Raw genomic sequence first — 23733 nt, 5'->3', positions numbered from 1 at the left:
GGACCATCGCCCCGCATCAGCGCGGTGACAGCACCAGACTGTCCGCTCCGTCGATGACATGGGCGACCTCGGCAAGGGTCGCCTCGCCCTGTGCCGCGCCAAGGGGATCGGCGGCCAGCAGGGGGCCGAAGTCAAGTCCCGTCTCGGCGGCGATCCGGGCGATGGGCAGCTGATAGGTCCGATAGCTGCCATAGACGAAGGCGCTTTCGACCAGCGGGCGGATCATCCGCCCCTGCGACAGCACATAGCCGGTCGCCGACAGCCGCCCCGTCCCGGCATGGACCATGACGGCGATCTTCCAGAACTCCTCGGGGATCGGCACGTCCTCGGCGCCGGGCTGCGTCCTCAGGCGGCGGTCGGTGTCGCGAAAGACCGGGCCGGTCAGGACCGAGACGCGGAAGCCGCGCGTCTCGGCGGCGTCGAGGATGTAATCCTCCAGCCCCAGCCAGTCCTTCTGGTTCAGATCCTCGTGCTGTGGCGCGCTGTTGGTGTAATGAAAGGTGTCACCCTCGGCCTCCGCGGCCTCCGGCCCCCAACCGGGGTCGCGCCTGCGCACCAGATGGCCGCGATCCAGCGCGTTGCGCAGATACAGCTCGTTCCCGATCTGATGGGCCGGGTCCAGCCGCCCGTCCAGCCGCCAGCTGCCCCGGCGCTTCAGCCGCCGCGCCTGCGCGCCGTCGATGTTCACCGCCGTCAGCAGGGCCAGGCGCCGGGTGGCGGACTGGATGACCGAGAAATTGCGATAGCGCAGCACCCCGTCCGCCGCGTCGCTCACCGGCGCGGCCTGCCACGGGCCCAGACCCGGCAGCGGCACCGACAGATCGCCCGGCCCCAGGAACTCGGGATCGAAGCCGTTGCGCCCGGCAAACCCCGCGCTTGCAGACACGGGCGCCTCGGGGGCGGGCAGGGCGGTGCCCGGCATCCGGGTCAGCACGGCCCGGCGCGCGGCCTCGATCACATCGGCGGTGACGGCATGGTTGGCATCCATGAAGCGGCCCGCGAAATGCAGCCCCAGCACGCGCCCATCCTCCAGCGCGACGACCGGAGAGCCGGAATTGCCGCCCAGGGACGAATAATCCGCCATCAGCACCGGCGCGTCGCGGCTGTAATCGGACACGAAGCCCGGGGCCAGCCGCTTGACTCCGTAGCGGCCGCGAAACAGCGCGTCCATCAGGTCGGGGTCGTTGCGGCTGCCATCTTCGGCCGGATAGCCGATCACCGCGACGGCGGGCCGGCGGTCGTCCAGCGGGGGCACGCCCAGAAGCTGCAAGGGCAGGGCGCCGTCGCGGGGCGCCACGCGCAGCAGCGCGAAATCGGGCTCGTCGTCGCGGGCAAGATACAGAACCTGCGTCACCTCGGCCTGCAAGCGAGAGTCGGTCCCGGAAAAGCCGTGATACTCCATCCGTGCCTCCATCGGGCTGCCGAAACGGCCCGGGCGCATCCGGTTGCCGCTCCGCGAGCGCTCGGCGCAGACCAGCGCGACATGGCGGTTGGTGACGGCCAGCGTGTCGTCGATCAGGAAGCCGGTGCCGGCATAGGGCAGGCTGGGATGGTGCAGCAGGTCGATCCGCCCGACGCCCTGCGATGCCGCATGCAGCAGCGCCTCGTTGCCGGTGACCAGCGCCAGCAGACGGGGGTCGGCCTCGACGGCATCGGTCGTGTCGATCCCCGTTGGTGTCACGAAGAAGGCCGGGCGCAGCTGGGCCAGCACGATGGCCTCGGCCCGCCCGTGCCGGCCAAGCGCCTCGGGCACCAGCGCCTGCGCGGCTGCAGATCCCGCCAAGGCGGTTGCCCGGCGATCGGCGGCAAGGATGGCGGCGGCACGGGCCTCGAAATCGGATGTCGTCCGGCGGACCTGGTCGATCTGGCTGCGATACATTCTGCGCGTGTCCCCTGTGCCGGCCGGAAGGATTCCCCGGATGCCCGATCCTTGCGGCCTTGGACCGGCGGCGGCAAGCCCGGCGGCGGGCCCTTCCGGGCAATCGCCCCCATGGTCGGTTGTCGCAAAACAGTCACATGAATCGGGTATGGACGTTACAAAACCGCTGTAAGCCCGCAGTCACCGAACAACTCCACAGGAGACGTCCATGAAAACCCTCGGCCTTACCGCCACCGCGCTGTCCGTGATCGCGCTGTCCGCATCCGGCGCCTTCGCCCAATCGCGCGACCAGATCCGCATCGTCGGCTCGTCGACCGTGTTCCCCTATACCCAGGCCGTGGCCGAAGAATTCTCGAACCAGACCGGCGCGCCCGCTCCGATCGTTGAATCGACCGGCACCGGCGGCGGCATGCAGATCTTCTGCTCGGGCGTGGGCGAGCAGACCCCCGACCTGACCGGCGCCTCGCGCGCCATGACCATGTCGGAGTTCGAGCTGTGCACGCAGAACGGCGTCACCGACATCACCGAGGCGCTGATCGGCTATGACGGTCTGGCCATGGCCGTCGCCCGCAACAGCGAGGCCGATTGGGGCCTGACGCTGGAGCAGGTCTATCTGGCTCTGGCCGCCGAAGTTCCGCAGGACGGCGAACTGGTCGCCAACCCCTACAGCAACTGGTCGGAAATCGACGACTCGCTGCCCGACGTCGCCATCACGGTGCTTGGCCCGCCGCCGACCTCGGGCACCCGCGACGCCTTCGTCGAACTGGCCATGCATGCCGGTTGCGAGGAAAACGAAGCCGCGATGGAGCTGTCCGAAGCTTCGGGCAACGAGGACTGGATCGAAGAGAACTGCTCGCGCATGCGCACCGACGGTCCGTTCATCGAATCCGGCGAGAACGACAACCTGATCGTGCAGCGCCTGAACACCGACCCGAATGCGCTTGGCATCTTTGGCTATTCGTTCCTCTACGAGAACACCGACACGCTGGTCGGCGTGCCGCTGGACGGCGTCGAGATCGAGCTGGCGACCATCGCCTCGGGTGACTATCCGCTGTCGCGCCCGCTGTATTTCTACGTCAAGGACGCGCATCGCGGCGTGATCCCGAACCTGCAGGAATTCGTGGAAGAGTACATGTCGGACAACGCCCTGGGCGATGGCGGCTACCTGTCCGAGCGTGGCCTGGTGACGCTGCCCGAAGACGAGCGTGCCGAACTGCAGGCGCGCGTGACCTCGGGCGAGGGCGACTTCGCCGCCGCCGAGTGATGTGACTGACATCTGGCCCGTCCCGCGCCGCGGGGCGGGCCGTTTATGATCAAGAGGGTGCCATGACAGGTCTGGCCTTTGCACTGCTGCTCAGCGCGTCGCTGGCAGGATACGTGATGAACCGACGGGCGGCCCTTGCGCTGCGCGACGGCGGACAGCGCCTGCATTCGCTTGGCATGTTCCACGGGCTTTACGCCCTGCTGCTGGTGCTGGTGCCGGCCTTCGTCGTCACGGTCCTGTGGATCATGCTGCAGGGCTCGGCCATCAATGCGCTGACCATGTCCGGCCTGCCCGACGGGGTCGTCACCGACGCCGTCAATCCGCAGCTGATCCTGACCGAGATCCAGTCGATCGCCGGAGGCCGCATCTTCGGCGAGCCCGAACCATGGAAGCTTGAGGCCGCCGAGCGCATGAACAGCCTGCACGCCGCGTCCGGCTGGCTGCTGGTTCTGGTGGTCGCCGCCCTGTCGGCAGCCCTTCTCTACACCTCGCGCCGTCAGGTCGCCGCCGATTTCCGCGCCCGCCAGGCGGCCGAGCGGATCGTCATGGGCCTGATGATCACCTGCTCGCTGATCGCGGTCTTCGTGACCATCGGCATCGTCTTCTCGCTGGTCTTCGAATCCGTCCGCTTCTTCCAGATGGTGCCGCTGACCGACTTCCTGTTCGGCACCCGTTGGGAGCCGCAGATCCCGATCCGCGCCGACCAGGTCGCCGCCGAAGGCGCCTTCGGGGTCATCCCGGTCTTTCTGGGAACGCTGGTCATCACCTTCGTGGCGATCTTCATCGCGGTCCCGGTCGGCCTGATGTCGGCGATCTATCTGAACGAATTCGCCAGCCGCAGCTTTCGTGCGGTTGCCAAGCCGATCCTGGAACTGCTGGCCGGCATCCCGACCGTGGTCTACGGCTTCTTCGCGATCCTGACCGTGGCGCCCGCACTGCGGGCCTGGGGCGCGGCCCTGGGCATCCCGGTGGCCCCCAACACCGCGCTGGCCGCGGGCGGGGTCATGGGGATCATGCTGATCCCGTTCATCTCGTCCTTCGCGGACGATGCGCTGTCGGCGGTGCCGCGATCCCTGCGTGACGGCGCCATCGCCCTTGGCGCCACCCGGTCCGAGACGGTGCTGAACGTGCTGTTCCCCGCCGCCATCCCCGGCATCATGGGCGGCGTCCTGCTGGCCGTCAGCCGCGCCATCGGCGAGACGATGATCGTGGTGATGGCCGCCGGCCTGATCGCGACCATGAACATCAACCCGCTGGACAGCGTGACCACCATCACCGTGCAGATCGTGACGCTGCTGATCGGCGACACGGCCTTTGACAGCCCCAAGACGCTGGCGGCCTTTGCCCTGGGTCTGATGCTGTTCATCGTCACCCTGTTCATCAACATCCTCGCGCTGCGCATCGTGCGCAAGTACCGCGAACAGTACGATTGAGGCGCCAGATGACCGATTTTCCGAATGACGGCACCAAATCCGGCGGGCAGCAATGGGCCTCCGAGGCGTTCAAGGGCCGGCTGGCCAAGCGCCACCGCAAGGAGACGGGCCTCAAGCTCCTGGGCCTTGCCGCCCTGTCGCTGGCCTTCCTGATGCTGGGCATCCTGCTGTGGACGCTGATCTCGGGCGGGGCGCAGGCCTTCCGCCAGACCCATGTGACGCTGGACGTGCCGATCTCGGCCGAAATGGTGGATGCGGCCGACCCGGCAGCCGGCAATTATCGCGGCGTGATCGGCGAGGCGATGCAGGCGACCTTCCCCGATGCCGCCCCCGACCAGATGCGCGCCCTGTCGGGCATCCTGTCCAACGCCGCGCAATTCGTGCTGCGCGACCGGGTGGTGGCCGATCCCGAGCTGATCGGCCAGACGGTCGAGATCCGCGTGCCGACCTCGGACACCTATGACCAGCTGAACAAGGGCAATGTCGACGAGGGCAGCGCCGAAGCCACCCGCCGCCTGAGCGACGAGGAGATCCGCGCCTTCCGCCAGCTGGAGGCCGAGGGCCGCATCACCCTGCCGGCGAACTGGGCCCTGCTCACCAATGCCGACAGCCGCTTTCCGGAACTGGCGGGCCTGCGGGGCGCCATCATCGGGTCCTTCTACGCATTGCTCGTCTGCTTCGTGATCTCGTTCCCCCTGGGAATCGGCGCGGCGATCTATCTCGAGGAATTCGCGCCCAAGAACAAGATCAGCGACGTGATCGAGGTGAACATCAACAACCTCGCCGCAGTGCCCTCGGTCGTCTTCGGCCTGCTGGGTCTGGCGGTGTTCCTGAACTGGTTCGGCATGCAGCGCTCGGCACCCTTCGTGGGCGGTCTGGTGCTGGCGCTGATGACCCTGCCCACGATCATCATCGCCACCCGCGCGGCGCTGAAGGCGGTGCCGCCCTCGATCCGCGAGGCGGCGATGGGGGTCGGCGCCTCCAAGCAGCAGGTGGTCTTCGGCCATGTCCTGCCGCTGGCCATGCCCGGCATCCTGACCGGCACGATCATCGGCCTGGCCCAGGCCCTGGGCGAGACCGCGCCGCTGCTGCTGATCGGCATGAACGCCTTCGTCACCGCGGCCCCCGGATCGCCCTTCGACGCCTCGACCGCGCTGCCCACGCAGATCTTCATCTGGGCCGACAGCCCGGAGCGCGGCTTCGTGGCCCGCACCTCGGCGGCGATCCTCGTGCTTCTGGGCTTTCTGGTGCTGATGAACGCCATCGCCATCTTCCTGCGCAACAAGTTCGAGCGTCGCTGGTAATCCGGCCCCTCAGGAGCAACACTCATGTATGACACGACCCGACCGGAGATGAACGTGGATCAGCTGCACACCAAGATCTCGGCCCGCAACGTGCAGGTCTTCTATGGCACGAAACAGGCCATCAAGGATCTGAACGTCGAGATCCAGGACAAGACCGTGACGGCCTTCATCGGCCCCTCGGGCTGCGGGAAATCGACCTTCCTGCGCTGCATCAACCGCATGAACGACACCATCGACAGCGCCCGCGTCGAGGGCGAGATCATGATGGACGGCAGCAACATCTATGATCGCGGCGTCGATCCGGTGCAGCTGCGCGCCAAGGTCGGCATGGTGTTTCAGAAGCCCAACCCCTTCCCCAAGTCGATCTACGACAATGTGGCCTATGGCCCCAAGATCCACGGTCTGGCCCGCAACAAGGCCGAGATGGACGAGATCGTCGAGACCGCCCTGCGCGGCGCCGCCCTGTGGACCGAGGTCAAGGACCGCCTGCAGGAATCGGGCACCGGCCTGTCGGGCGGACAGCAGCAGCGCCTGTGCATCGCCCGCGCCGTGGCCACCGCGCCCGAGGTGCTGCTGATGGACGAGCCCTGCTCGGCGCTGGATCCCATCGCCACCAGCCAGGTCGAGGAGCTGATCGAACAGCTGCGCAGCCAGTTCTCGGTGGTGATCGTGACGCACTCGATGCAGCAGGCCGCCCGGGTCAGCCAGAAGACCGCCTTCTTCCACCTGGGCAACCTGGTCGAATACGGGGACACCGACGACATCTTCACCCGGCCGCAGGACAGCCGGACCGAAGCCTATATCTCGGGCCGGATCGGCTGACGTCACGCCCTGCAGGGTTCTGAAAGGACTTCACGATGAACCGCGACAAGCATATCTCTTCGGCCTTCGACCGCGACCTGGAGACGATCCAGGCGATGGTGGTCAAGATGGGCGGCATGGTCGAGGCCGCGATCACGGACGCCTCCTCTGCCCTCGACACGCGCGACGAGGATCTGGCCGACGACGTGCGCCGTCGGGACAAGGCCATCGACCTGATGGAGGTCCAGATCAACGAGGATGCCGCGCGCCTGATCGCCCTGCGCGCACCCACCGCGACCGACCTGCGCATGGTGCTGGCGGTGATCAAGATCTCGGCCTCGCTGGAGCGGGTCGGCGACTATGCCAAGAACATGGCCAAGCGCACCGAGGTCCTGGCCCAGATGCCGCAGATCGAGGGTGCGGGCATCGCCCTGCGCCGGATGAGCCAGGCCGTGAACAAGATGCTGCAGGACGCGCTGGACAGCTATATCCGCCGCGACGCCGAACTGGCCCATGACGTGCGCCAGCGCGACCTGGAGGTGGACCAGATGTACAACGCGCTGTTCCGCGAGTTCCTGACCCACATGATGGAGGACCCGCGCAACATCACCCCCTGCATGCACCTCCATTTCATCGCCAAGAACGTGGAGCGCATGGGCGACCATGCCACCTCGATCGCCGAGCAGGTCATCTATCTGGTCACCGGAGAGCTGCCGGATGAGGCCCGCCCCAAAAGCAACAGCGTGCCGGTGACCGCCCCTGCCGGAGGGATGTGATCGATGGCGCGTCAGGCTCCCTGCGTTCTGGTCGTCGAGGACGAGGGCGCGCAGCGCGAGGTTCTGCATTACAACCTCGAGGCCGAGGGCTTCGACGTGGTGATGGCCGACAATGGCGAGGATGCGCTGCTGCTGGTGGCCGAGGAACAGCCCGACCTGATCGTGCTGGACTGGATGCTGCCCAAGGTCTCGGGGATCGAGGTCTGCCGTCAGGTCAAGGCCGATCCCTCGACCCGCAACATCCCCATCATCATGCTGTCGGCGCGCAGCGAAGAGGTCGACCGCGTGCGGGGGCTGGAAACCGGGGCCGATGATTACGTCGTCAAACCCTATTCGGTGGTGGAACTGCTGGCCCGGCTGCGCACCCAGCTGCGCCGCACCCGCCCCGCGACGATGGGCGAACGCCTGTCGTTTGCCGACATCATCCTGGACGCCGCCGAGCATCGCGTCTTTCGCGCCGGCCAGACCCTGCATCTGGGCCCGACCGAGTTCCGGCTTCTGTCCACGCTGATGGAAAAGCCGGGCCGCGTCTGGACGCGCGAGCAGTTGCTGGACCGGGTTTGGGGCCGCGACATCTATGTCGACACGCGCACCATCGACGTGCATGTCGGCCGCCTGCGCAAGGCGCTGATGAAGAACGGCGGCGAGGATCCCCTGCGCACCGTCCGCGGCGTGGGATATGCCCTGGGGTGACCCGGACAGGCCTGACCGACGGGGCCGCCTTGCAGAAGGGGCCCCTTTTGCGTTTCGGCGGATGCACCCTGCCATGGCCGACAAGGCCCCGGGCCGCTTGAGAGATTCTTAACTTCCCTTTGCTAGACAGGGCGCCACCGGCCTGACTCATGCAAAGGGATTCGATCGTGACCAACTCGAAGGGTGCATCCTCCGTCCATCTCGAGGAGCGGCTGAAGTTCCTGAAACTGGATGCCGGGGATCAGGGCCGCCTGCGGATGATGGCACCGCGCGTGCAATCCAGCGTCGCCTCTGCCTTGGAAGAATTCTACCAGATCATCGCCCGGATGCCCGACCTCAACCGGCATTTCGGCAGCGAACCCCACCGCCTGAAAGCCCGGTCCAGCCAGCAGCAGCACTGGGCCCGGATCGTCACGGCCGAATTCGGCGACGACTATGCCCTTGCGGTCCGCCGCATCGGCGCCGTCCATGCCCGGATCGGGCTGGAGCCGCGCTGGTATATCGGCGGCTACGGGCTGGTCCTGGACCATATCATCCGCGATCTGGTCACCGATCGCCGGGTCCTGACCGGATCGGCCCGCGGGCATCTGGCGGCGGACCTGTCGGCGGTCATGCGCGCGGCGCTGCTGGACATCGACCTGTCGATCTCGACCTATCTGGAACAGATCGACGGGCGACGGCGCGAGGTCGAGGATGCCCAGCACCGGTCCTTCGACCTGCTCTCGGGCGCCCTAGGGCAGATCGCCGAGGGCGACCTGACGACCCGGCTCGAGGCGACCCTGTCCGAACGCACCCGCTTCAACGAGACGGTGGGCAGCCTGGACGGGCTCATGGGCTCGGTGCGCCGTTCGGCGCAGCTGATCAGCACCGGCACGGGCCGGATCTCGGACGCCTCCAACGACATGGCCCGGCGCACCGAACAGCAGGCCGCCAGCCTGGAACAGACCGCCGCGGCCCTGAACGAGATGACCGCCTCGGTCCGCGAATCGGCCGCGCGCAGCCGTGCCGCCGAAGAGATGGCCGGACATGCACGGCAGGTGGCGACCCAGGGCAGCCGGGTCATGGACCAGACCCGCGCCGCCATGGCCGAGGTCTCGGCCAGTGCCAGCGAGATGGGCCAGATCATCGGCGTCATCAGCGAGATCGCCTTCCAGACCAGCCTGCTGGCCCTGAATGCCGGGGTCGAGGCCGCCCGCGCCGGAGAGGCCGGTCGCGGCTTTGCCGTGGTCGCGGCCGAGGTCCGGGCCCTGGCGCAGCGTTCGGCGGATGCGGTCCGCACCATCCGGCAACTGATCGACCGCAGCGTCGAACAGACGGCCCAAGGCGTCAAGCTGGTGACCGAGACCGACACGACCCTCGCCCGGATCGTCTCGGTCTTTCAGGACATCGAGACGATCGTTACCGAGATGTCCGCAACCGCGCAGCGTCAGGCGCTGAGCATCACCGAGATCAACAGCGCCGTCAGCTATCTGGACGAGGTCACCCAGAAGAACGCCGCCATGGTCGAGGAGGCCAGCGCGACCAGCGCCCTTCTGAACACCGAGGCGCAGGCCCTGGCAGGGCTGGTCAGCCGCTTCACGCTGACCGGCGACGCCGCCGCGTCGCCAGGCTGGCGCCGGGCGGTCTGAGCGGCGGTCCCGCATCGGATCGCCGGCCGGCGGCGGTTTTTCCCGAGGCCCGGCCGGGTCGTCGCGTCCTCTGGTCCGGCATCCCGCAGGGCTTGCCCGCGTGGCCGGGTCGGTGACTGTGCTGCCCGGGTCCCCGGGGCGATCCCGGTCGGCCTCTTGCGCAGGACGCCGCGTCCCGCGATCCGCCGCGCCAAGATGTCCGCGATGACACAAGGCCCCTGTCGGGGTCGCGTCGCTGCAGGTCCCTTCGCAGCACCCGGCAGCCCTTCGTTTGTACCAAGCCCGGTCCGGCGACCCGCCATTCCCTCAGCCCCGCGTGGAGGCCTTCCCTGCGCGCTGCTGCGGCCCCGGCCCGCCAGCACCGATCATGCCAAGCGGCCTTTCGCGTCTCTCCGGTTCTGAGGGCGCCCGACCAGCCTGCGGGACCGCTGCGCTTTGTCGCAGGGCAGGGGACTGGTCTCCCAATCCCCACCTCCCGGGGTAAAACATGGATCAAGACAGGGTGGCACCGTCCGGGCTGCGGGCGCGTTGGTCACGCATCCGTCGCGATCCTGCGGCGGAGGCTCCTCAGGCGCCCGCCCGAATCCGAGCGGCGCCCGCAACCGCAGGTGACAGTCGACCGATGATCGCACATGCCCATGCCCACCCGCCCCGGATCCTGTCCATCGCCTCGGCCGTTCCCGACCATCTTCTGGCGCAGGACGACATCCTGCGCGAATCCCGCGACCTGCTGCAATCGCGCTTTGCCCAGTTCGAGCGCTTGGCTCCGGCCTTCCTGAATGCCGGCATCCGCACCCGGCATTCGGTCGTGCCGCTCGACTGGTTCCGCGACCCGCATGGCTGGGTCGATCGCACGGCGGCCTTCGCGACCGGCGCCACGACGCTGTTCCGCGACGCGGCCGCGACGGCGCTGGACCGGGCCGGTTTGCAGGCGGCCGAGGTCGATATCGTGGTGACCGTGTCCTCGACCGGCATCGTCACCCCCACGCTGGAGGCGCGAGCCGCCCGCGAGATGGGCTTTCGTCCCGATGTGATGCGGGTCCCGGTCTTCGGTCTGGGCTGCGCGGGGGGCGTCTCGGGCCTGTCGGTCGCCCGCGATCTGGCCGTGGCCCGGCCCGGCGCCGTCGTGCTGCTGGTGGCGGTCGAGACCTGCACCGTCCTCTTCCGGCTGGACCGCCTGACCAAGGCCGACATCATCGCCACCGCGCTCTTCGGCGACGGTGCGGCGGCGGTCGTGCTGCGGGCCGGGGTCGAGGGCGACGAGGGCCGCCCGGAACTGGGCCCGGGTCGCCAGCACATGTGGCCCGACACGCTTGGCATCATGGGCTGGACGGTCGAGGAAACCGGGCTGGGCGTCGTCTTCGACCGCTCGATTCCCACCTTTGCCGAGGCCGAGCTGCGCCGCACGATGGACGCTTTGGCGCCGGATCGGGTGGTCGACCGCTATGTCTGCCATCCGGGCGGCGCCAAGGTCATCACGGCGCTGGAGACGACGCTTGGGCTGGACGACGGCGCGCTGGATGTCGAACGGCAGGTGCTGATGGACAATGGCAACATGTCCGCCCCGACCGTGCTGTTCGTGCTGGAGGCCGTGCTGCGCTCGGGCCAGCGGGGCGAGCTGATGGCCCTGGCCCTGGGGCCGGGCTTCACCCTGTCCCTCCTTCCGATCACGGTGCAGTGAGATGGGCGGAAACAGCGTAGCCCTGGCCTTCATCGCCTTCCTGCTGATCCAGCGCGGGGCCGAGCTGATCCTGGCGCGGCGCAACACCGTCCGGCTGCTGGCGCGGGGCGCGGTGGAACATGGCGCGGGGCATTACCCGCTGATCGTGTCCCTGCATGTCGCATGGCTGGCGGCGATCTGCCTCTGGGGCTGGTCCGCGCCGGTCCACTTCGGCTGGCTGGCGGTCTTCGTGCTGCTGCAGGTCTGCCGGGTCTGGGTGATCGCCAGCCTGGGGCCGCGCTGGACGACGCGGATCATCGTCCTGAACGAGCCCCTGGTGATGCGCGGCCCCTATCGCTGGCTGTCGCATCCGAATTACGTCGTGGTGGTGGCCGAGATCGCCGTGGCGCCGATGGTGCTGGGCCTCTGGCCGGTCGCGGTATTGTTCACCGTGCTGAACGGGTTGGTCCTGTGGGTCCGCATCCGGGCCGAGGCGCGGGCGCTGGCCTCGCTGCGCGGGCCTGGGCCGAACCGGACATGAAGCCGCCCAGAGGGGAACATTTCCCGCTTCGACCTGTTCTAGCGGGGCGCACGGGTGCCCGCAGCAGGGGGCCTGTGCCGTGGCGGTCTTGGGACCTCCCTGCCACCGGGCAGGGCCAAGTGCCGTCCTCACGGAAAGGACAGACAGATTATGACTGACGACATTCCCCAGAATCCCGACCGCCGCAAGGTGTTCGGCGGGATGGCCGGCGGCGTGGCGGCCATCGGGCTGGCCGGCGCCGCGCAGGCGCAGCAGGCCGAGACCGGCGGCGCGGCCGCGCCCCTGACGCAGATGCGCAATCCGCAGGACGCCTATCCCCAGCCTCCCTTCCCCGAGCAACAGCAGGACTGGCCGGGGCTGGCGGGCCAGATGGACCCGCTGCCCGATCATGGCGAAGAGAGCTATCGCGGCTCGAACCGCCTTCAGGGCCGCCGCACGCTGATCACTGGGGGTGACAGCGGCATCGGTCGCGCCGCGGCCATCGCCTTTGCCCGCGAAGGCGCGGATGTGGCGATCAACTACCTGCCCGACGAAGAGCCGGATGCGCAGGAGGTCATCGCCCTGATCGAGGAGGCCGGCGGCCGCGCCGTCGCCATCCCCGGCGACATCACCGATCCGGCCTTCTGTCAGGAGCTGATCGACCGCACCGTCGAGGCCTTTGGCGGGCTGGACGTGCTGGTCAATAATGCCGGCTTCCAGCAATCGGCCCCGTCGATCAACGAGATCTCGGACGAGACCTTCGACCAGACGATGAAGACGAATGTCTACGCGCCGTTCTGGATCACCCGGGCCGCGCTGCCGCATCTGGAGGCGGGCGCCTCGATCATCATCACCAGCTCGGTCGTGGCCGATCAGCCGCCCGAGAACCTGTTCGACTATGCCCAGACCAAGGCGGCGAACGTGATCTTTGCCAAGATCCTGGCCAAGCAGCTGGCATCGCGCGGCATCCGCGTCAATGCGGTGGCGCCGGGTCCGTTCTGGACACCGCTGCAGGTGGTGGGCGGCCAGCCGCCCGAAGCGATCCCGGAATTCGGCGCGACCACGTCGATCGGGCGCCCCGGCCAGCCGGTCGAGATCGCGCCCCTCTACGTTCTGCTGGCCAGCGGCGAATCCAGCTATTCGACCGGCCAAGTCTTCGAGGCGACCGGCGGGTAATGGATCCCGCCCGTGGGACCGGCAGGATCGAAGGATCTTGCCGGTCCCGAACCGCCTTAGGCGTTAGATCAGTTCCCTGCGCGCAGGGCCGGCAGGCCGACACCCGTCGCCTCGAACCCGCCATCGGCGGCCAGCACCTGGCCGGTGATGTAGGAGGCTTGGTCGCTGCACAGGAAGGCGATGGCTTGGGCGATCTCATCCTCGCGACCATAGCGGTTCAGGGGGATCGCGTCGTGATAGGCCGCGCGGATCGCGGGGCTGTGGACGGCCAGTGCCAGCTTGGTGTCGACCGGCCCGGGGGCCACGCAATTGGCGCGGATGCCCTGCTGGCCCAGTTCTGCCGCCTGCTGGCGCGTCAGATGGATCACCGCCGCCTTCGAGGTCCCATAGGCCACCCGCAAGGTGCTGGCCCGCAGCCCCGAGATCGAGGCCACGTTCACGATCGCCCCGCCCGCGCGGGCCAGATGCGGGATCGCCGCCTGCGAGCACAGGAACACCCCGTCCAGATTGACCGACATGATGCGGCGCCAGATCGTCAGGTCCGTCTCGGCCATGGGCCGGAAATCGGCGATGCCCGCATTGTTGACCAGCGCGTCGAGCCGCCCCGACCAGGCCACCGCTTCCTCGACCATCGCCGCGACCTGATCCGGGTCAGACACATCGCAGGTGATGGCCCTGGCATCCGCAAAATCGCCCACGACGCGGGACAGCTCATCCCCGTCGATATCGGCCAGCACGACGCGCCAGCCGCGCTCGGACAGCAGCCGCGCGGTGGCCAGGCCGATGCCGCGCGCGGCGCCGGTGATGAGGGCGGTCTTCTGGGTCATGTCGTCTCCTTCGCCCCAACGGGGGTCTAGCTCAGCCAATGGACCAGCCACAGCGACAGGCCGGGCAGGGCGGCCACGACCGCCAGGCCCACCAGCGCGGCGATCAGGAAGGGCAGGGCGCCCCTCGCCACGCGCTCGATCGACAGATGCGCCACGTTGGCGGCCACGAACAGGTTGACGCCGACCGGCGGCGTGATCAGGCCGATGGCCAGGTTGATCATCACCAAAACGCCGAACCAGACCGGATCCCAGCCCAGCTCGTGCATGACCGGCAGCACGATGGGCAGGGTGATGAACATCACCGTGATGGCATCCATGAACATGCCCGCGATCAGCAGGATCAGCATGATGACCAGCAGGATCACCCACGGGTTCTCGCTGATGCCCAGCAGGCCGCCGGAATAGGTGCTGACCAGATCCTCGACCGTGATGACCCATCCGAACAGCCCCGCATAGGCCACGATCAGCATCACCGTCGCCGAGGATCCTGCCGCCTCCGCCAGCGTGTCATAAAGCGCGCGCAAGGTCAGGCTGCGATAGACCAGCCCGCCCACCAGCAGCGCATACACCGTGGCGACCAGCGCGGCCTCGGTCGGGGTGAAGATGCCGGAATAGATGCCGCCCAGGATGACCAGCGGGGTCATCAGCCCCCAGAAGCTGTCACGAAAGCTGCGCCACAGCCGCGCGCCATAGGGCAGGCCCGCGTAAGGGTCGGGGATCATCCCGGCCAGCGCCGGCCCCGCGCCCGCGCCCTTGGGGGCGATGAAGGGCAGCACCGCCAGCATGGTCAGCCCCATGAACAGCCCCGGCAGGATTGCCGCGATGAACAGCTGCGAGATCGACACCTCGGCGATCACCCCGAACAGCACCAGCCCGATGGAGGGCGGAATGACGATGGACAGCGCCGCCCCCGCGCAGACCAGACCTGCGGCATGGGCGCGGGCGTAGCCATCCTCCTCCATGCCCCGGATAATCATCGGCCCGATGGCCGCGACCGAAGCCGGTCCCGACCCGCTGACCGCCCCCCAGAAGAGGCAGACCACCGTGCCCACGACGCCCATCCCGCCCGGCAGCCCGCCGACGAGGACGCGGAAGAAGCGGATCATACGTTCCGCGATCCCGGTCGAGCCCATCAGCGCGCCCGCCAGGATGAAGAACGGGATCGCCAGCAGCGAATAGCGCGCGACGCCGGCGGTGATCAGATCGCCCGCCAGATCCAGCCCGAACCCCATCCGCCACATCGCGTACAGCGCCGACAGCCCAAGCGAGAAGGCCACCGGCACCCGGATCGCCAGCAGCAGGAAGAACAGCACGATCATCTGCGTGCCCGCACCCATCTCAGGCATGCAAATCTCAGGCATGATCCGACCCCGCCAGACGGAATTCCTCGACCGTGTGCTGCACGAAGCGCCAGGCGATCAGCAGGAAGGCGAAGGGCACCGCCGCCTGGTAATACCAGGCCGGAATGCCCAGGGCATAGGAGGTCAGCCCGTTGTCATAGAGCGTGGTCAGCGACTGCCATGCCAGCCAGCTGGAGCCCAGCAGCAGCCCCACCGACAGCAGGACCGACAGCAGCACGACCGCCCGGGCCAGCCCGCGCGGCAGCATCGTCACCACCGCCGTCACCGCCAGATGCTGCCCCTGCCGCGCCGCGATGGCTGCCCCGAAGACGGTCAGCAGCAGGAAGCCGTTGGTCAGCAGCTCTTCGCTGGAGGCCAGCGAATAGTTGGTGGCATAGCGCACGACCACATTGGCAAAGCCCAGCAGGGTCATGCCCAGGAACAGGACGGCGCAGATCAGCCTTTCGGCCTCGCGCGACAGAAAGGCGAGCATGGGCACCTCGGGGGATAGGGGGGGCAGGGCTGCCCCCCGGCAACGGCCTCAGTCGGCCTCGGCGATGGCCTCGCGGAACGAGGCGACCAGATCGGGGCCGACCCGCTCGGCCCATTGGTCGAAGGCGGGTTGGGTGGCGGTGCGGAAGGCCTCCAGCTCCTCGGGGGTGGGCTCGTAGACCTCCATCCCCTTCTCGCGCAGGAAGGCGATGCCGGTCTCGGTGCCCTCGCGGGTGATCTGGCGCTGATAGTCCATCGCCTCGGCCGCGACCTCGCGCAGCATCGCCTGCGTGTCGGCGTCATAGGCGTCGAACTTCTCCTTGGACATGCCCAGGAAGATCGGATCGTAGGAATAGTGCCAAGCGGTCAGGTGCGACTGCACCTCGTAGACTTGCTGGGGGATGATCACCGCGCCGATGGGGTTTTCCTGCCCGTCGACCACGCCCTGCTGCAGGGCGGTCATCGTCTCGGTCCACTGCATCTGCTGGGGGTTCGCGCCAAGCGCGTTCATCACGTCGATATACATCGGCCCCGCGACGCGCATGTTCAGCCCGCGCATGTCCTCGGGCGAACGGATCGGGCGGGTGTTGTTCGTGACCTCGCGAAAGCCGTTCTCGCCCCAGGCCAGGACCTCGATGCCCTTCTCGCGCAGGATGTCGCGCAGCGCCTCGGCCGGGCCGCCATCGGCGGTGGTCGCATCGACCTGCGCATAGTTCTCGTACAGGTAGGGCAGCGAGAACACCGCCATCTCCTGCACCAGCGGCGTCACGTTGATGGCCGAGGTCATCACGAAATCCAGTGCGCCCCGGCCCACCATGTCGGCCTGCCGCATCTGGTCGCCGCCCGCCAGCTGGGCGTTGGGGAAGACCCGCAGCGCCATCTCGCCCTCGGTCCGCTCGGCCAGCAGTTCGCCGAAACGCTCGGCCCCCTGGTGCCAGGTCGTGCCGTCGCCCGTGTTGTGCGACAGGCGCAGCGTCTCGGCCAGGGCCGCCCCCGCGCCCAGGCTTGACACCAGTGCCGTGGCCAGCGCCAGCCGTCCCCATCCCGTCCGTTGCATCGCATCCTCCCGTCAGATCCCGGCCACCCTCCCGTGGCATTGGTTCACATCATGGTGCGGTGTTTCGCCGTCTTGCAAGAAAAAACTTGCAAGCCTACCATGGTCACGGCCATCCTTTGCCAAGACCCCCGGGATTTCCGCATGACACCGCAGCTTTCAATGATCCAGCATATGGACCCCCGCGACGGCAATGGCACGCAAAGCGTGGACCGCGCGCTGATGCTGCTGCAGCGCCTTGGCGCCGAGGGGCGGACGCTGGCGGCGCTGGTCTCGGACACGGGGCTGAACAAGGCCACCGTGCGGCGGCTGCTGCTGGCGCTGATCCGGGCCGGGCTGGTCGAACAGGACGAGGCCCGCCGCACCTATCACCTGGGCGAACAGCTGCAGGTGCTGGGCGCGCAGGCCGCCCGCCGCCCGGGCCTGATGGCGGCGGCGGGCGAAAGCGTGATGCGGCTGGCGCAGGTCACCGGCGACGCGGCGCTGCTGTCGGTGCGGCGCGGGGCCAGCGCGCTGTGCCTGATGCGCGAGGAGGGCAGCCACCCGCTGCGCAGCCATGCGCTGGTGGCGGGGCAGAGCCATCCCCTGGGCGTCGGCGCGGGGTCGCTGGCGATGCTGGCCAGCCTGCCCGACGATCAGGTGGCGACCGTGCTGTCGGCCATCGCCCCCGCCCTGGCAGAGCGCTATCCGAACTTGCCGCCCGACCGCCTGCAGGCCATGGTCGCCCGCACCCGGGCCGAGGGCGTGGCGCTGAATCCCGGCCTGGTGCTGGAAGGGTCCTGGGGCCTGGGCATCGCGCTGCACCATCCGGGCGGCGGGCTGGCGGGCGCGCTGTCCATCGCGGCGGTCGAGGCGCGGATGCGCGCCGACCGCCTGCCCGACCTGATCCACGCGCTGCGGGCCGAGGCCGCACGCATCCAGACACGACTGGCGCAGACCGCGCCCCGCCCAGGGAGAGAGACATGACCGACCCGATGATCGTCGGCTGGAGCCATACGCGCTTCGGCAAATCCGACGCCCCCGACACCGAGGCGCTGATGGCCGAGGCCGTTCCCGCCGCGCTGGACCACGCCGGCATCACCGCCGCCGATGTCGACGGCATCTTCACCGGCGTCTTCAACAACGGCTTCTCGCGCCAGGATTTCCAGGCGGCGCTGGTCGGCATGGCGGTCCCCGACCTGGCCCATGTGCCCGCCACGCGGTTCGAGAATGCCTGCGCCACCGGCTCTGCCGCGCTGCACGGGGCGATGGACTTCATCGCCGCCGGGCGGGGCCGGATCGCGCTGGTAGTCGGGGCCGAGAAGATGACCGCCACGCCCACGGCCGAGGTGGGCGACATCCTGCTGGGCGCCAGCTACCGCGCCGAGGAGGCCGAGGTCGATGCGGGCTTCGCGGGCCTTTTCGGGCAGATCGCGGCAGGCTATTTCCAGCGCCACGGCGACCGGTCGGAAGAGCTGGCGATGATCGCCGCCAAGAACCACGAGAACGGGATGCGCAATCCCTATGCCCATATGCAGAAGGATCTGGGGCTGGCCTTCTGCAACACGATCTCAGACCGCAACCCGCGCGTGGCGGGGCCCTTGCGGCGCAGCGATTGCTCGCTGATCTCGGACGGGGCGGCGGTGCTGGTCCTGGTCGATGCCGAGACGGCGGCGGGCCTGTCCCGCGCCATCGCCTTCCGCGCCCGGGCGCAGGCCAATGACGCGCTGGCCCTGTCGCGCCGCGACGTGCTGGAGTTCCGCGGCGCCCGCGCCGCATGGGCCACGGCCCTGGCGCAGGCGGGCGTGACGCTGGACGACCTGTCGCTGGTCGAGACGCATGACTGCTTCACCATCGCCGAGATGCTGGAATACGAGGCGATGGGCCTGGCCGAGCCCGGGCAGGGCCACCGCGTCATCCGCGAGGGCGTGACCCGGCGCGAGGGGCGGCTGCCCGTCAACCTGTCGGGCGGGCTGAAATCCAAGGGCCATCCGATCGGCGCCACCGGCGTCTCGCAGCATGTGATGGCCGCGATGCAGCTGGCGGGCGAGGCGGGCGAGATGCAGCTGCCCGGCGCGACCATGGCCGGGGTCTTCAACATGGGGGGCGCGGCGGTCACGAACTATGTCTCGATCCTGGAGCGGGTGAGGTGACGCCCGTTTCCGACCGGGTGATGAACCTTTGCCATTTCCTGACCCAGAATGCCCGCCGCCTGCCCGACTCCCCCGCGCTGATCCATGGCGAGCGGGTGACCACATGGGCGCAGATGCAGGCGCGGGTGGGGGCGCTGGCCCATGCGCTGGTCCAGGATTACGGCGTGGCCAAGGGCGACCGCGTTCTGGTGCAATCGGCCAACTGCCTGCAGATGTTCGAGACGATGTTCGCCTGCTGGCGTGTGGGCGCGGTCTGGGTGCCCGCCAACTTTCGCCTGTCGCCCGACGATCTGGCCTTCCTCGCGCAATCCTCGGGGGCGACGGTGATGATCTGCGGGGCCGAGTTCACCGCCCATGCTAGCGCCTGCGCGCCGCATGTCCCCGCGATCATCCCCATCGGTCCATCCCCCCTCGGCCCCGACCACGACGCGCTGATCGCCCGGCACATGGGCCGGATGCCGCCCGAGGCGGGGGTCTCGCGCGACGATCCGGCGTGGTTCTTCTATACCTCGGGCACGACGGGCCGCCCCAAGGCCGCCGTGCTGACCCATGGGCAGATGGCCTTCGTGGTCACCAACCACCTCTGCGATCTGATGCCCGGCACGACCGAGGCCGACGCCTCGCTGGTGGTGGCGCCGCTGTCGCATGGCGCGGGCATCCACCAGCTGACCCAGGTCGCGCGCGGCGTGCCGACGATCCTGCCCGAGGGAGAGCGCTTCGATCCCGTCCAGGTCTGGGATCTGGTCCAGCGCCACCGGGTGACGAACATGTTCACCGTCCCCACCATCGTCAAGCTGCTGGTCGAGGATGCGTCGGTCGACCGCGTCGATCATTCCAGCCTGCGCTATGTCATCTATGCCGGCGCGCCGATGTACCGCGCCGACCAGATCCGCGCGCTGCAAAAGTTGGGCCCGGTGCTGGTCCAGTATTTCGGTCTGGGCGAGGTCACCGGCGCGATCACCGTCCTGCCGCGCGCGCTTCATTCGCCCGACGACGCAGCCATGCGCATCGGCACCTGCGGGCTGGCGCGCACCGGCATGCAGGTGCAGGTGCAGGACGCCGAAGGGGTCGAACTGCCCCCGGGCGAGACCGGAGAGATCGCGGTGATCGGCCCCGCCGTCTTCGCGGGCTATCACGACAATCCGCAGGCCAATGGAAAATCATTCCGCGACGGCTGGTTCCTGACCGGCGACCTGGGGCACATGGACGATCAGGGGTTTCTGTACCTGACGGGCCGGGAATCCGACATGTACATCTCGGGCGGCTCGAACATCCATCCGCGCGAGGTCGAGGAAAAGTTGCTGACCCATCCCGATCTGGCCGAGGCGATCGTGCTGGGCGCCCCCGATCCGGTCTGGGGCGAGGCCGGGCTGGCGGTCTGCGTGGCCCGCCCCGGGACGGCGCCCGATCCGCAGGCGGTGCTGGACTGGCTGGCGCCCAAGCTGGCGCGCTACAAGCTGCCCAAGCGGCTGCTGATCTGGGAGGCGCTGCCGAAATCGGCCTATGGCAAGATCACCCGCAAGATGATCCGCGATGAGCTGATCGCGCGCGGCGACTGGCCCTCGGAGCGGGAACGCGCGCCGGACCGGGCCGGGGCGGGCTGAGGCGGGATGCTGACCCATCCCGGCCCCGCCGATCCGCAGCGGGTGCAGGACGTGGCCTGCCGCGCCCATCCCCTGCAACTGCGCCTGCCGCCGGGTGTGGCGCTGGACCGTGCAGTGGCAGAGACGGTCGAGGCGGCGGGCTTCGACGCCGCCTGGCTGTGGCTGCAGGACCTGGCCTGCACGCGGCTGTCCTATGTCATCCCCGCCCCGCCGCCCGGCGCCGGGCGCGTTGCCTTCTACAGCGACACGCACGTGCTGGGGCCGGGCGCCCGGATCGTGGCGGCGGGCCTGCATCTGGGGCAGGGGCCACAGGGCGCGATGCTGCATTGCCACGGGCTGTGGACCGATGCGGGCGGCGCGCTGCGGATGGGGCATCTGCGGGCCGAGGACAGCCTGCTGGCGCAAGAGGCCGTGGTCACGGGCTGGGGGCTGGACGGGGCGGCGTTCCGGCAGCAGCCGGATGCGGAAACCGGCTTCGATCTGTTCGCTCCCGACGCGCGACCGTCACGCCATGCGGGCGGCCTGCCCGCCCGGCTGGTGCGGCTGCGCCCCCATCAGGATCTGGGGGACAGCATCCGGCGCCTTGCCGGGCCGCAGACGCGTCATGTCGCGGGTCTGGGCAGCCTGATCGGCACAAGCTTCGCGGATGCCCCGGGCCTGCCCGGTCCGGCAACCGAGATCCTGATCCTGGGCCGGGACGGGCAGGACCTGCGCATCGCCTCGGTCGGGATCGAGGGCCGGGTGGGGCAGGGGCTGCTGGCCCCCGCCAACCTGGTCTGCATCACCGCCGAGCTGCTGCTGATCGACGGGGCGTGACCGGGCGCGATCAGGCCCCCGCCACCAGCGGATGCGAGAGGGCGGTGGCGATGCCGCGCAGCTCGGCCAGTCCCTTCAGGCGCCCGATGGCCGGATAGCCGGGCTGCGCCTTGCGGGACTGGTCGTCCAGGATGTCCTGGCCGTGATCGGGGCGGAAGGGGATGCGCCAGTCGGCCCGGCCCTCGGCGCGGCGGCGGGCCTCCTCGGCCAGGATCGCGGCAATCATGGCGACCATGTCGGTATTGCCCTCCAGATGCGCGGCCTCGTGGAAGGATCCGCCCAGATGGTCGTCCTCCAGCGCGACATTGCGCAGGTGCAGGAAATGCACGCGACTGCCAAGCCGGGACATCATGCCGGGCAGGTCGTTGTCGGCCCGCGCGCCAAGCGATCCGGTGCAGAGCGTGATGCCGTTGGCGTGCAGATCGACCGCATCCATGACCGCCATGTAATCGGCCTCGGTCGACATGATGCGGGGCAGGCCCAGCAGGGGAAACGGCGGATCGTCGGGGTGACAGCAGAGCCGCATCCCCAGTTCCTCGGCCAGGGGCGTGACCTCGGCCAGGAAATCGACCAGATGGCCGCGCAGGCGCTCGGGCGTGATCGCGTCATAGCGGGCCAGGTGGTCCTTGACGTCCTCCAGCGACATGCGCTCGGCGGCACCGGGCAGGCCGAAGACGACGTTGCCGGTCAGTTCCTGCCGACGGGCGTCGGACATGGTGGCCAGACGCGCCCGGGCGGCCTCGGTCACCTCGGGGGTATAGTCGTCCGCCACGCCCCTGCGGTTCAGGATGAACAGATCGAAGGCCGCGAAATCGATCGCGTCATAGCGCATGCAGGTGGCGCCGTTCTTCAGCCGATAGGACAGGTCGGTCCGCGTCCAGTCCAGGATCGGCATGAAGTTGTAGCAGATCACCTCGATCCCCGCCGCCGCCAGATGCCGCATGGAGGTCTTCCAGTTCTCGATGTGCCGTTTCCAGTCGCCGGTCTGGCGCTTGATGTCCTCGGACACGGGCAGGCTTTCGACGACCTCCCAAGCCAGGCCCGAGGGCGCGCCGTCCGACATCACCGCCAGGGCCGCCTGGCGCTGCGCGATCTCGGCGGGCTGCCAGACCTCGCCGGTGGGGATGTGGTGCAGGGCGGTGACGACGCCCTCGACGCCCGCCTGCAGCATGTCGTCGATGGAAACCAGGTCTTTCGGGCCGAACCAGCGCCAGGTCTGTCTCATGGAATGGGGTCTTTCTGTCAGCGGGCCGATCAGCTGTCGGCGAAGGAAAGTTGCACCTTGACCGACTGCGCGCGGTCAGAGGCGGTGCGGAAGGCCGTTTCGGCCTCCGCCATCGGATAGGTGGCGGTGATCATCGGGCGGGGGTCGATGTCCCCCGCGCCGATCAGCCGGACGGCCTCGGCGAATTCGGTGTCGAAGCGGTGCGATCCGGCAAAGACGATCTCCTTGCCGACCATCAGGTTCAGGGGCATCGGCGTGGGGCCCGCGACCCCCACCTGCACCAGCGTGCCAAGCGGGCGCAGGCAGGCCACCGAATCGCGGATGGCCGAGGCGGCCGCCGAACATTCGAAGACCAGATCGACGCGACCCTTGTCCTGCTGCCAGGCGGCCAGGCCGTCCGGGTCCGTCACCGGGTTCACCGAATGATCCGCGCCCATGCGGCGGGCGACGGCCAGCGTGGCGTCCTGGATGTCGGTCACGATGATCCTGGCCGCGCCGCGCTGCCGGGCCACCGCCACGCAGAGCGCGCCGATGGGCCCCGCGCCGGTCACCAGCACGGTCTTGCCCGCCAGCGGCCCGGCCAGGGCCTCGGCCCGGTTGGCGGCATGCAGGCAGACGGCCAGTGGCTCGGCGCAGGCGGCGGCGCCGGGGGTGATGCCCTGGGGCAGGGGATGGCATTGCGCGGCACCGATCACCATGCGGTCGCGGAACATCCCCTGTTCATGCGGCAGATACATGGCCGAGCCCTTGAAGCGCATCGCCATGCAGTGATGCGGCAGGCCTTGGGCGCAAAAAGCACAGTCTCCGCAGGGATGCGAGGGGTTCATGGCGACCAGCTGGCCCACCGCCAGCCCGGTGACGTCTGCGCCCAGGGCCTCGATCCGCCCTGCCGCCTCGTGGCCCAGGATGATCGGCTCGCGCACGCGGATGGTGCCGATACCGCCCTCCTGCCAGTAATGCAGGTCGGACCCGCAGATGCCCCCCGCCAGCACGGCCACACGGACCTCTCCAGGCCCAAGGGCGGGCAGGTAGGTGGTGGCGATGGTCAGGTCGTCCTGCCCGTTCAGGCGGACGGCGCGGGTCCGGGTGTCGGTCGTCTCGGTCATGGG

At 69.0% G+C, this 23733-nt stretch carries 21 protein-coding genes; 14 read left to right on the top strand and 7 right to left on the bottom strand.

Annotated elements, in window-relative coordinates; translation table 11 throughout:
• Nucleotides 1-16: 16 nt before the first annotated feature.
• Complete coding sequence (locus tag FA743_RS13210; protein WP_136886575.1) at nt 17-1879, bottom strand: DNA/RNA non-specific endonuclease; 1863 nt, start codon at nt 1877-1879, stop codon at nt 17-19.
• A gap of 208 nt (nt 1880-2087) precedes the next feature.
• Here FA743_RS13210 and FA743_RS13205 point away from each other — a divergent pair, with 208 nt between their 5' ends.
• From FA743_RS13205 to FA743_RS13160, 10 genes are all read left to right on the top strand, one after another.
• Nucleotides 2088-3143 carry a substrate-binding domain-containing protein gene (locus FA743_RS13205; protein WP_136886574.1) on the top strand — a complete coding sequence of 352 codons (1056 nt, stop codon included), beginning with the start codon at nt 2088-2090 and terminating at the stop codon, nt 3141-3143.
• A gap of 62 nt (nt 3144-3205) precedes the next feature.
• The gene (gene pstC, locus FA743_RS13200) at nt 3206-4576 is read left to right on the top strand and encodes a phosphate ABC transporter permease subunit PstC (protein ID WP_136886573.1); all 1371 of its coding nucleotides are present in this window, start codon (nt 3206-3208) and stop codon (nt 4574-4576) included.
• A gap of 8 nt (nt 4577-4584) precedes the next feature.
• Nucleotides 4585-5880 carry a phosphate ABC transporter permease PstA gene (pstA, locus tag FA743_RS13195; RefSeq protein ID WP_136886572.1) on the top strand — a complete coding sequence of 432 codons (1296 nt, stop codon included), beginning with the start codon at nt 4585-4587 and terminating at the stop codon, nt 5878-5880.
• 24 nt (nt 5881-5904) lie between these two features.
• Nucleotides 5905-6702 carry a phosphate ABC transporter ATP-binding protein PstB gene (pstB, locus tag FA743_RS13190; protein WP_136886571.1) on the top strand — a complete coding sequence of 266 codons (798 nt, stop codon included), beginning with the start codon at nt 5905-5907 and terminating at the stop codon, nt 6700-6702.
• 35 nt (nt 6703-6737) lie between these two features.
• The gene (gene phoU / locus FA743_RS13185; RefSeq protein WP_136886570.1) at nt 6738-7457 is read left to right on the top strand and encodes a phosphate signaling complex protein PhoU; all 720 of its coding nucleotides are present in this window, start codon (nt 6738-6740) and stop codon (nt 7455-7457) included.
• 3 nt (nt 7458-7460) lie between these two features.
• Nucleotides 7461-8150, top strand: a complete 690-nt coding sequence (gene phoB / locus FA743_RS13180; RefSeq protein ID WP_136886569.1) for a phosphate regulon transcriptional regulator PhoB — start codon at nt 7461-7463, stop codon at nt 8148-8150.
• Between the two features lie 167 nt (nt 8151-8317).
• Nucleotides 8318-9778: a methyl-accepting chemotaxis protein gene (locus tag FA743_RS13175; protein ID WP_246054957.1), complete on the top strand. Its 1461-nt coding sequence runs from the start codon at nt 8318-8320 to the stop codon at nt 9776-9778.
• A 622-nt stretch (nt 9779-10400) separates the two neighbouring features.
• On the top strand, nt 10401-11459 hold the full coding sequence (locus FA743_RS13170) for a type III polyketide synthase (RefSeq protein ID WP_136886567.1): 1059 nt from the start codon (nt 10401-10403) through the stop codon (nt 11457-11459).
• A gap of 1 nt (nt 11460) precedes the next feature.
• Nucleotides 11461-11979 carry an isoprenylcysteine carboxyl methyltransferase family protein gene (locus tag FA743_RS13165; protein ID WP_136886566.1) on the top strand — a complete coding sequence of 173 codons (519 nt, stop codon included), beginning with the start codon at nt 11461-11463 and terminating at the stop codon, nt 11977-11979.
• 150 nt (nt 11980-12129) lie between these two features.
• Nucleotides 12130-13134: an SDR family oxidoreductase gene (locus FA743_RS13160; RefSeq protein WP_136886565.1), complete on the top strand. Its 1005-nt coding sequence runs from the start codon at nt 12130-12132 to the stop codon at nt 13132-13134.
• 68 nt (nt 13135-13202) lie between these two features.
• On the opposite strand, the gene FA743_RS13155 is transcribed toward FA743_RS13160, so the two are convergent.
• Genes FA743_RS13155 through FA743_RS13140 form a run of 4 tightly spaced genes read right to left on the bottom strand, consistent with a single transcriptional unit; the run spans nt 13203 to nt 16850 of the window.
• The gene (locus FA743_RS13155; RefSeq protein WP_136886564.1) at nt 13203-13961 is read right to left on the bottom strand and encodes an SDR family NAD(P)-dependent oxidoreductase; all 759 of its coding nucleotides are present in this window, start codon (nt 13959-13961) and stop codon (nt 13203-13205) included.
• A 26-nt stretch (nt 13962-13987) separates the two neighbouring features.
• Nucleotides 13988-15307, bottom strand: a complete 1320-nt coding sequence (locus FA743_RS13150; protein WP_136886563.1) for a TRAP transporter large permease — start codon at nt 15305-15307, stop codon at nt 13988-13990.
• A gap of 7 nt (nt 15308-15314) precedes the next feature.
• Nucleotides 15315-15794: a TRAP transporter small permease gene (locus FA743_RS13145; protein ID WP_136886562.1), complete on the bottom strand. Its 480-nt coding sequence runs from the start codon at nt 15792-15794 to the stop codon at nt 15315-15317.
• A 48-nt stretch (nt 15795-15842) separates the two neighbouring features.
• Nucleotides 15843-16850 carry a DctP family TRAP transporter solute-binding subunit gene (locus FA743_RS13140; protein WP_136886561.1) on the bottom strand — a complete coding sequence of 336 codons (1008 nt, stop codon included), beginning with the start codon at nt 16848-16850 and terminating at the stop codon, nt 15843-15845.
• A 141-nt stretch (nt 16851-16991) separates the two neighbouring features.
• On the opposite strand from FA743_RS13140, the gene FA743_RS13135 reads away from it, so the two are divergent.
• The 4 genes from FA743_RS13135 to FA743_RS13120 are packed head-to-tail and all read left to right on the top strand — an operon-like array spanning nt 16992 to nt 21399.
• The gene (locus FA743_RS13135; protein WP_246054956.1) at nt 16992-17813 is read left to right on the top strand and encodes an IclR family transcriptional regulator; all 822 of its coding nucleotides are present in this window, start codon (nt 16992-16994) and stop codon (nt 17811-17813) included.
• Entirely contained in the window at nt 17810-18979 is a 1170-nt protein-coding gene (locus FA743_RS13130) for an acetyl-CoA acetyltransferase (protein WP_136886560.1), read from the top strand. Before FA743_RS13135 ends, FA743_RS13130 begins: the two co-directional genes overlap by 4 nt.
• A gap of 20 nt (nt 18980-18999) precedes the next feature.
• Nucleotides 19000-20583, top strand: coding sequence for an acyl-CoA synthetase (locus FA743_RS13125; RefSeq protein WP_136886659.1), 1584 nt, complete (start codon nt 19000-19002; stop codon nt 20581-20583).
• Between the two features lie 6 nt (nt 20584-20589).
• On the top strand, nt 20590-21399 hold the full coding sequence (locus tag FA743_RS13120) for a PPC domain-containing DNA-binding protein (RefSeq protein WP_136886559.1): 810 nt from the start codon (nt 20590-20592) through the stop codon (nt 21397-21399).
• A 10-nt stretch (nt 21400-21409) separates the two neighbouring features.
• Here FA743_RS13120 and uxuA read toward each other — a convergent pair whose 3' ends face one another.
• Nucleotides 21410-22624, bottom strand: coding sequence for a mannonate dehydratase (gene uxuA / locus FA743_RS13115; protein ID WP_136886558.1), 1215 nt, complete (start codon nt 22622-22624; stop codon nt 21410-21412).
• Nucleotides 22625-22653: 29 nt separating this feature from the next.
• Nucleotides 22654-23730: an L-idonate 5-dehydrogenase gene (locus FA743_RS13110; RefSeq protein WP_136886557.1), complete on the bottom strand. Its 1077-nt coding sequence runs from the start codon at nt 23728-23730 to the stop codon at nt 22654-22656.
• Nucleotides 23731-23733: the final 3 nt, after the last annotated feature.

This window comes from Paracoccus gahaiensis, assembly GCF_005048225.1.
GTDB lineage: Bacteria > Pseudomonadota > Alphaproteobacteria > Rhodobacterales > Rhodobacteraceae > Paracoccus > Paracoccus gahaiensis.
The sequence above is the reverse complement of the archived record's forward strand: the minus strand, read 5'-3'. Positions and strand labels throughout refer to the sequence as shown.

Excerpts from the sequence above, each read along its gene's own strand:
- phoU (WP_136886570.1), top strand. The coding sequence starts at position 6,738 with ATGAACCGCGACAAGCATATCTCTTCGGCCTTCGACCGCGACCTGGAG.
- FA743_RS13210 (WP_136886575.1), bottom strand. The coding sequence starts at position 1,879 with ATGTATCGCAGCCAGATCGACCAGGTCCGCCGGACGACATCCGATTTC.
- FA743_RS13205 (WP_136886574.1), top strand. The coding sequence starts at position 2,088 with ATGAAAACCCTCGGCCTTACCGCCACCGCGCTGTCCGTGATCGCGCTG.
- pstB (WP_136886571.1), top strand. The coding sequence starts at position 5,905 with ATGTATGACACGACCCGACCGGAGATGAACGTGGATCAGCTGCACACC.
- FA743_RS13120 (WP_136886559.1), top strand. The coding sequence starts at position 20,590 with ATGCTGACCCATCCCGGCCCCGCCGATCCGCAGCGGGTGCAGGACGTG.
- FA743_RS13145 (WP_136886562.1), bottom strand. The coding sequence starts at position 15,794 with ATGCTCGCCTTTCTGTCGCGCGAGGCCGAAAGGCTGATCTGCGCCGTC.
- uxuA (WP_136886558.1), bottom strand. The coding sequence starts at position 22,624 with ATGAGACAGACCTGGCGCTGGTTCGGCCCGAAAGACCTGGTTTCCATC.
- FA743_RS13135 (WP_246054956.1), top strand. The coding sequence starts at position 16,992 with ATGACACCGCAGCTTTCAATGATCCAGCATATGGACCCCCGCGACGGC.
- FA743_RS13170 (WP_136886567.1), top strand. The coding sequence starts at position 10,401 with ATGATCGCACATGCCCATGCCCACCCGCCCCGGATCCTGTCCATCGCC.
- pstA (WP_136886572.1), top strand. The coding sequence starts at position 4,585 with ATGACCGATTTTCCGAATGACGGCACCAAATCCGGCGGGCAGCAATGG.
- FA743_RS13110 (WP_136886557.1), bottom strand. The coding sequence starts at position 23,730 with ATGACCGAGACGACCGACACCCGGACCCGCGCCGTCCGCCTGAACGGG.
- FA743_RS13125 (WP_136886659.1), top strand. The coding sequence starts at position 19,000 with ATGAACCTTTGCCATTTCCTGACCCAGAATGCCCGCCGCCTGCCCGAC.
- FA743_RS13130 (WP_136886560.1), top strand. The coding sequence starts at position 17,810 with ATGACCGACCCGATGATCGTCGGCTGGAGCCATACGCGCTTCGGCAAA.
- FA743_RS13140 (WP_136886561.1), bottom strand. The coding sequence starts at position 16,850 with ATGCAACGGACGGGATGGGGACGGCTGGCGCTGGCCACGGCACTGGTG.
- pstC (WP_136886573.1), top strand. The coding sequence starts at position 3,206 with ATGACAGGTCTGGCCTTTGCACTGCTGCTCAGCGCGTCGCTGGCAGGA.
- FA743_RS13160 (WP_136886565.1), top strand. The coding sequence starts at position 12,130 with ATGACTGACGACATTCCCCAGAATCCCGACCGCCGCAAGGTGTTCGGC.
- FA743_RS13165 (WP_136886566.1), top strand. The coding sequence starts at position 11,461 with ATGGGCGGAAACAGCGTAGCCCTGGCCTTCATCGCCTTCCTGCTGATC.
- FA743_RS13150 (WP_136886563.1), bottom strand. The coding sequence starts at position 15,307 with ATGCCTGAGATGGGTGCGGGCACGCAGATGATCGTGCTGTTCTTCCTG.
- phoB (WP_136886569.1), top strand. The coding sequence starts at position 7,461 with ATGGCGCGTCAGGCTCCCTGCGTTCTGGTCGTCGAGGACGAGGGCGCG.
- FA743_RS13155 (WP_136886564.1), bottom strand. The coding sequence starts at position 13,961 with ATGACCCAGAAGACCGCCCTCATCACCGGCGCCGCGCGCGGCATCGGC.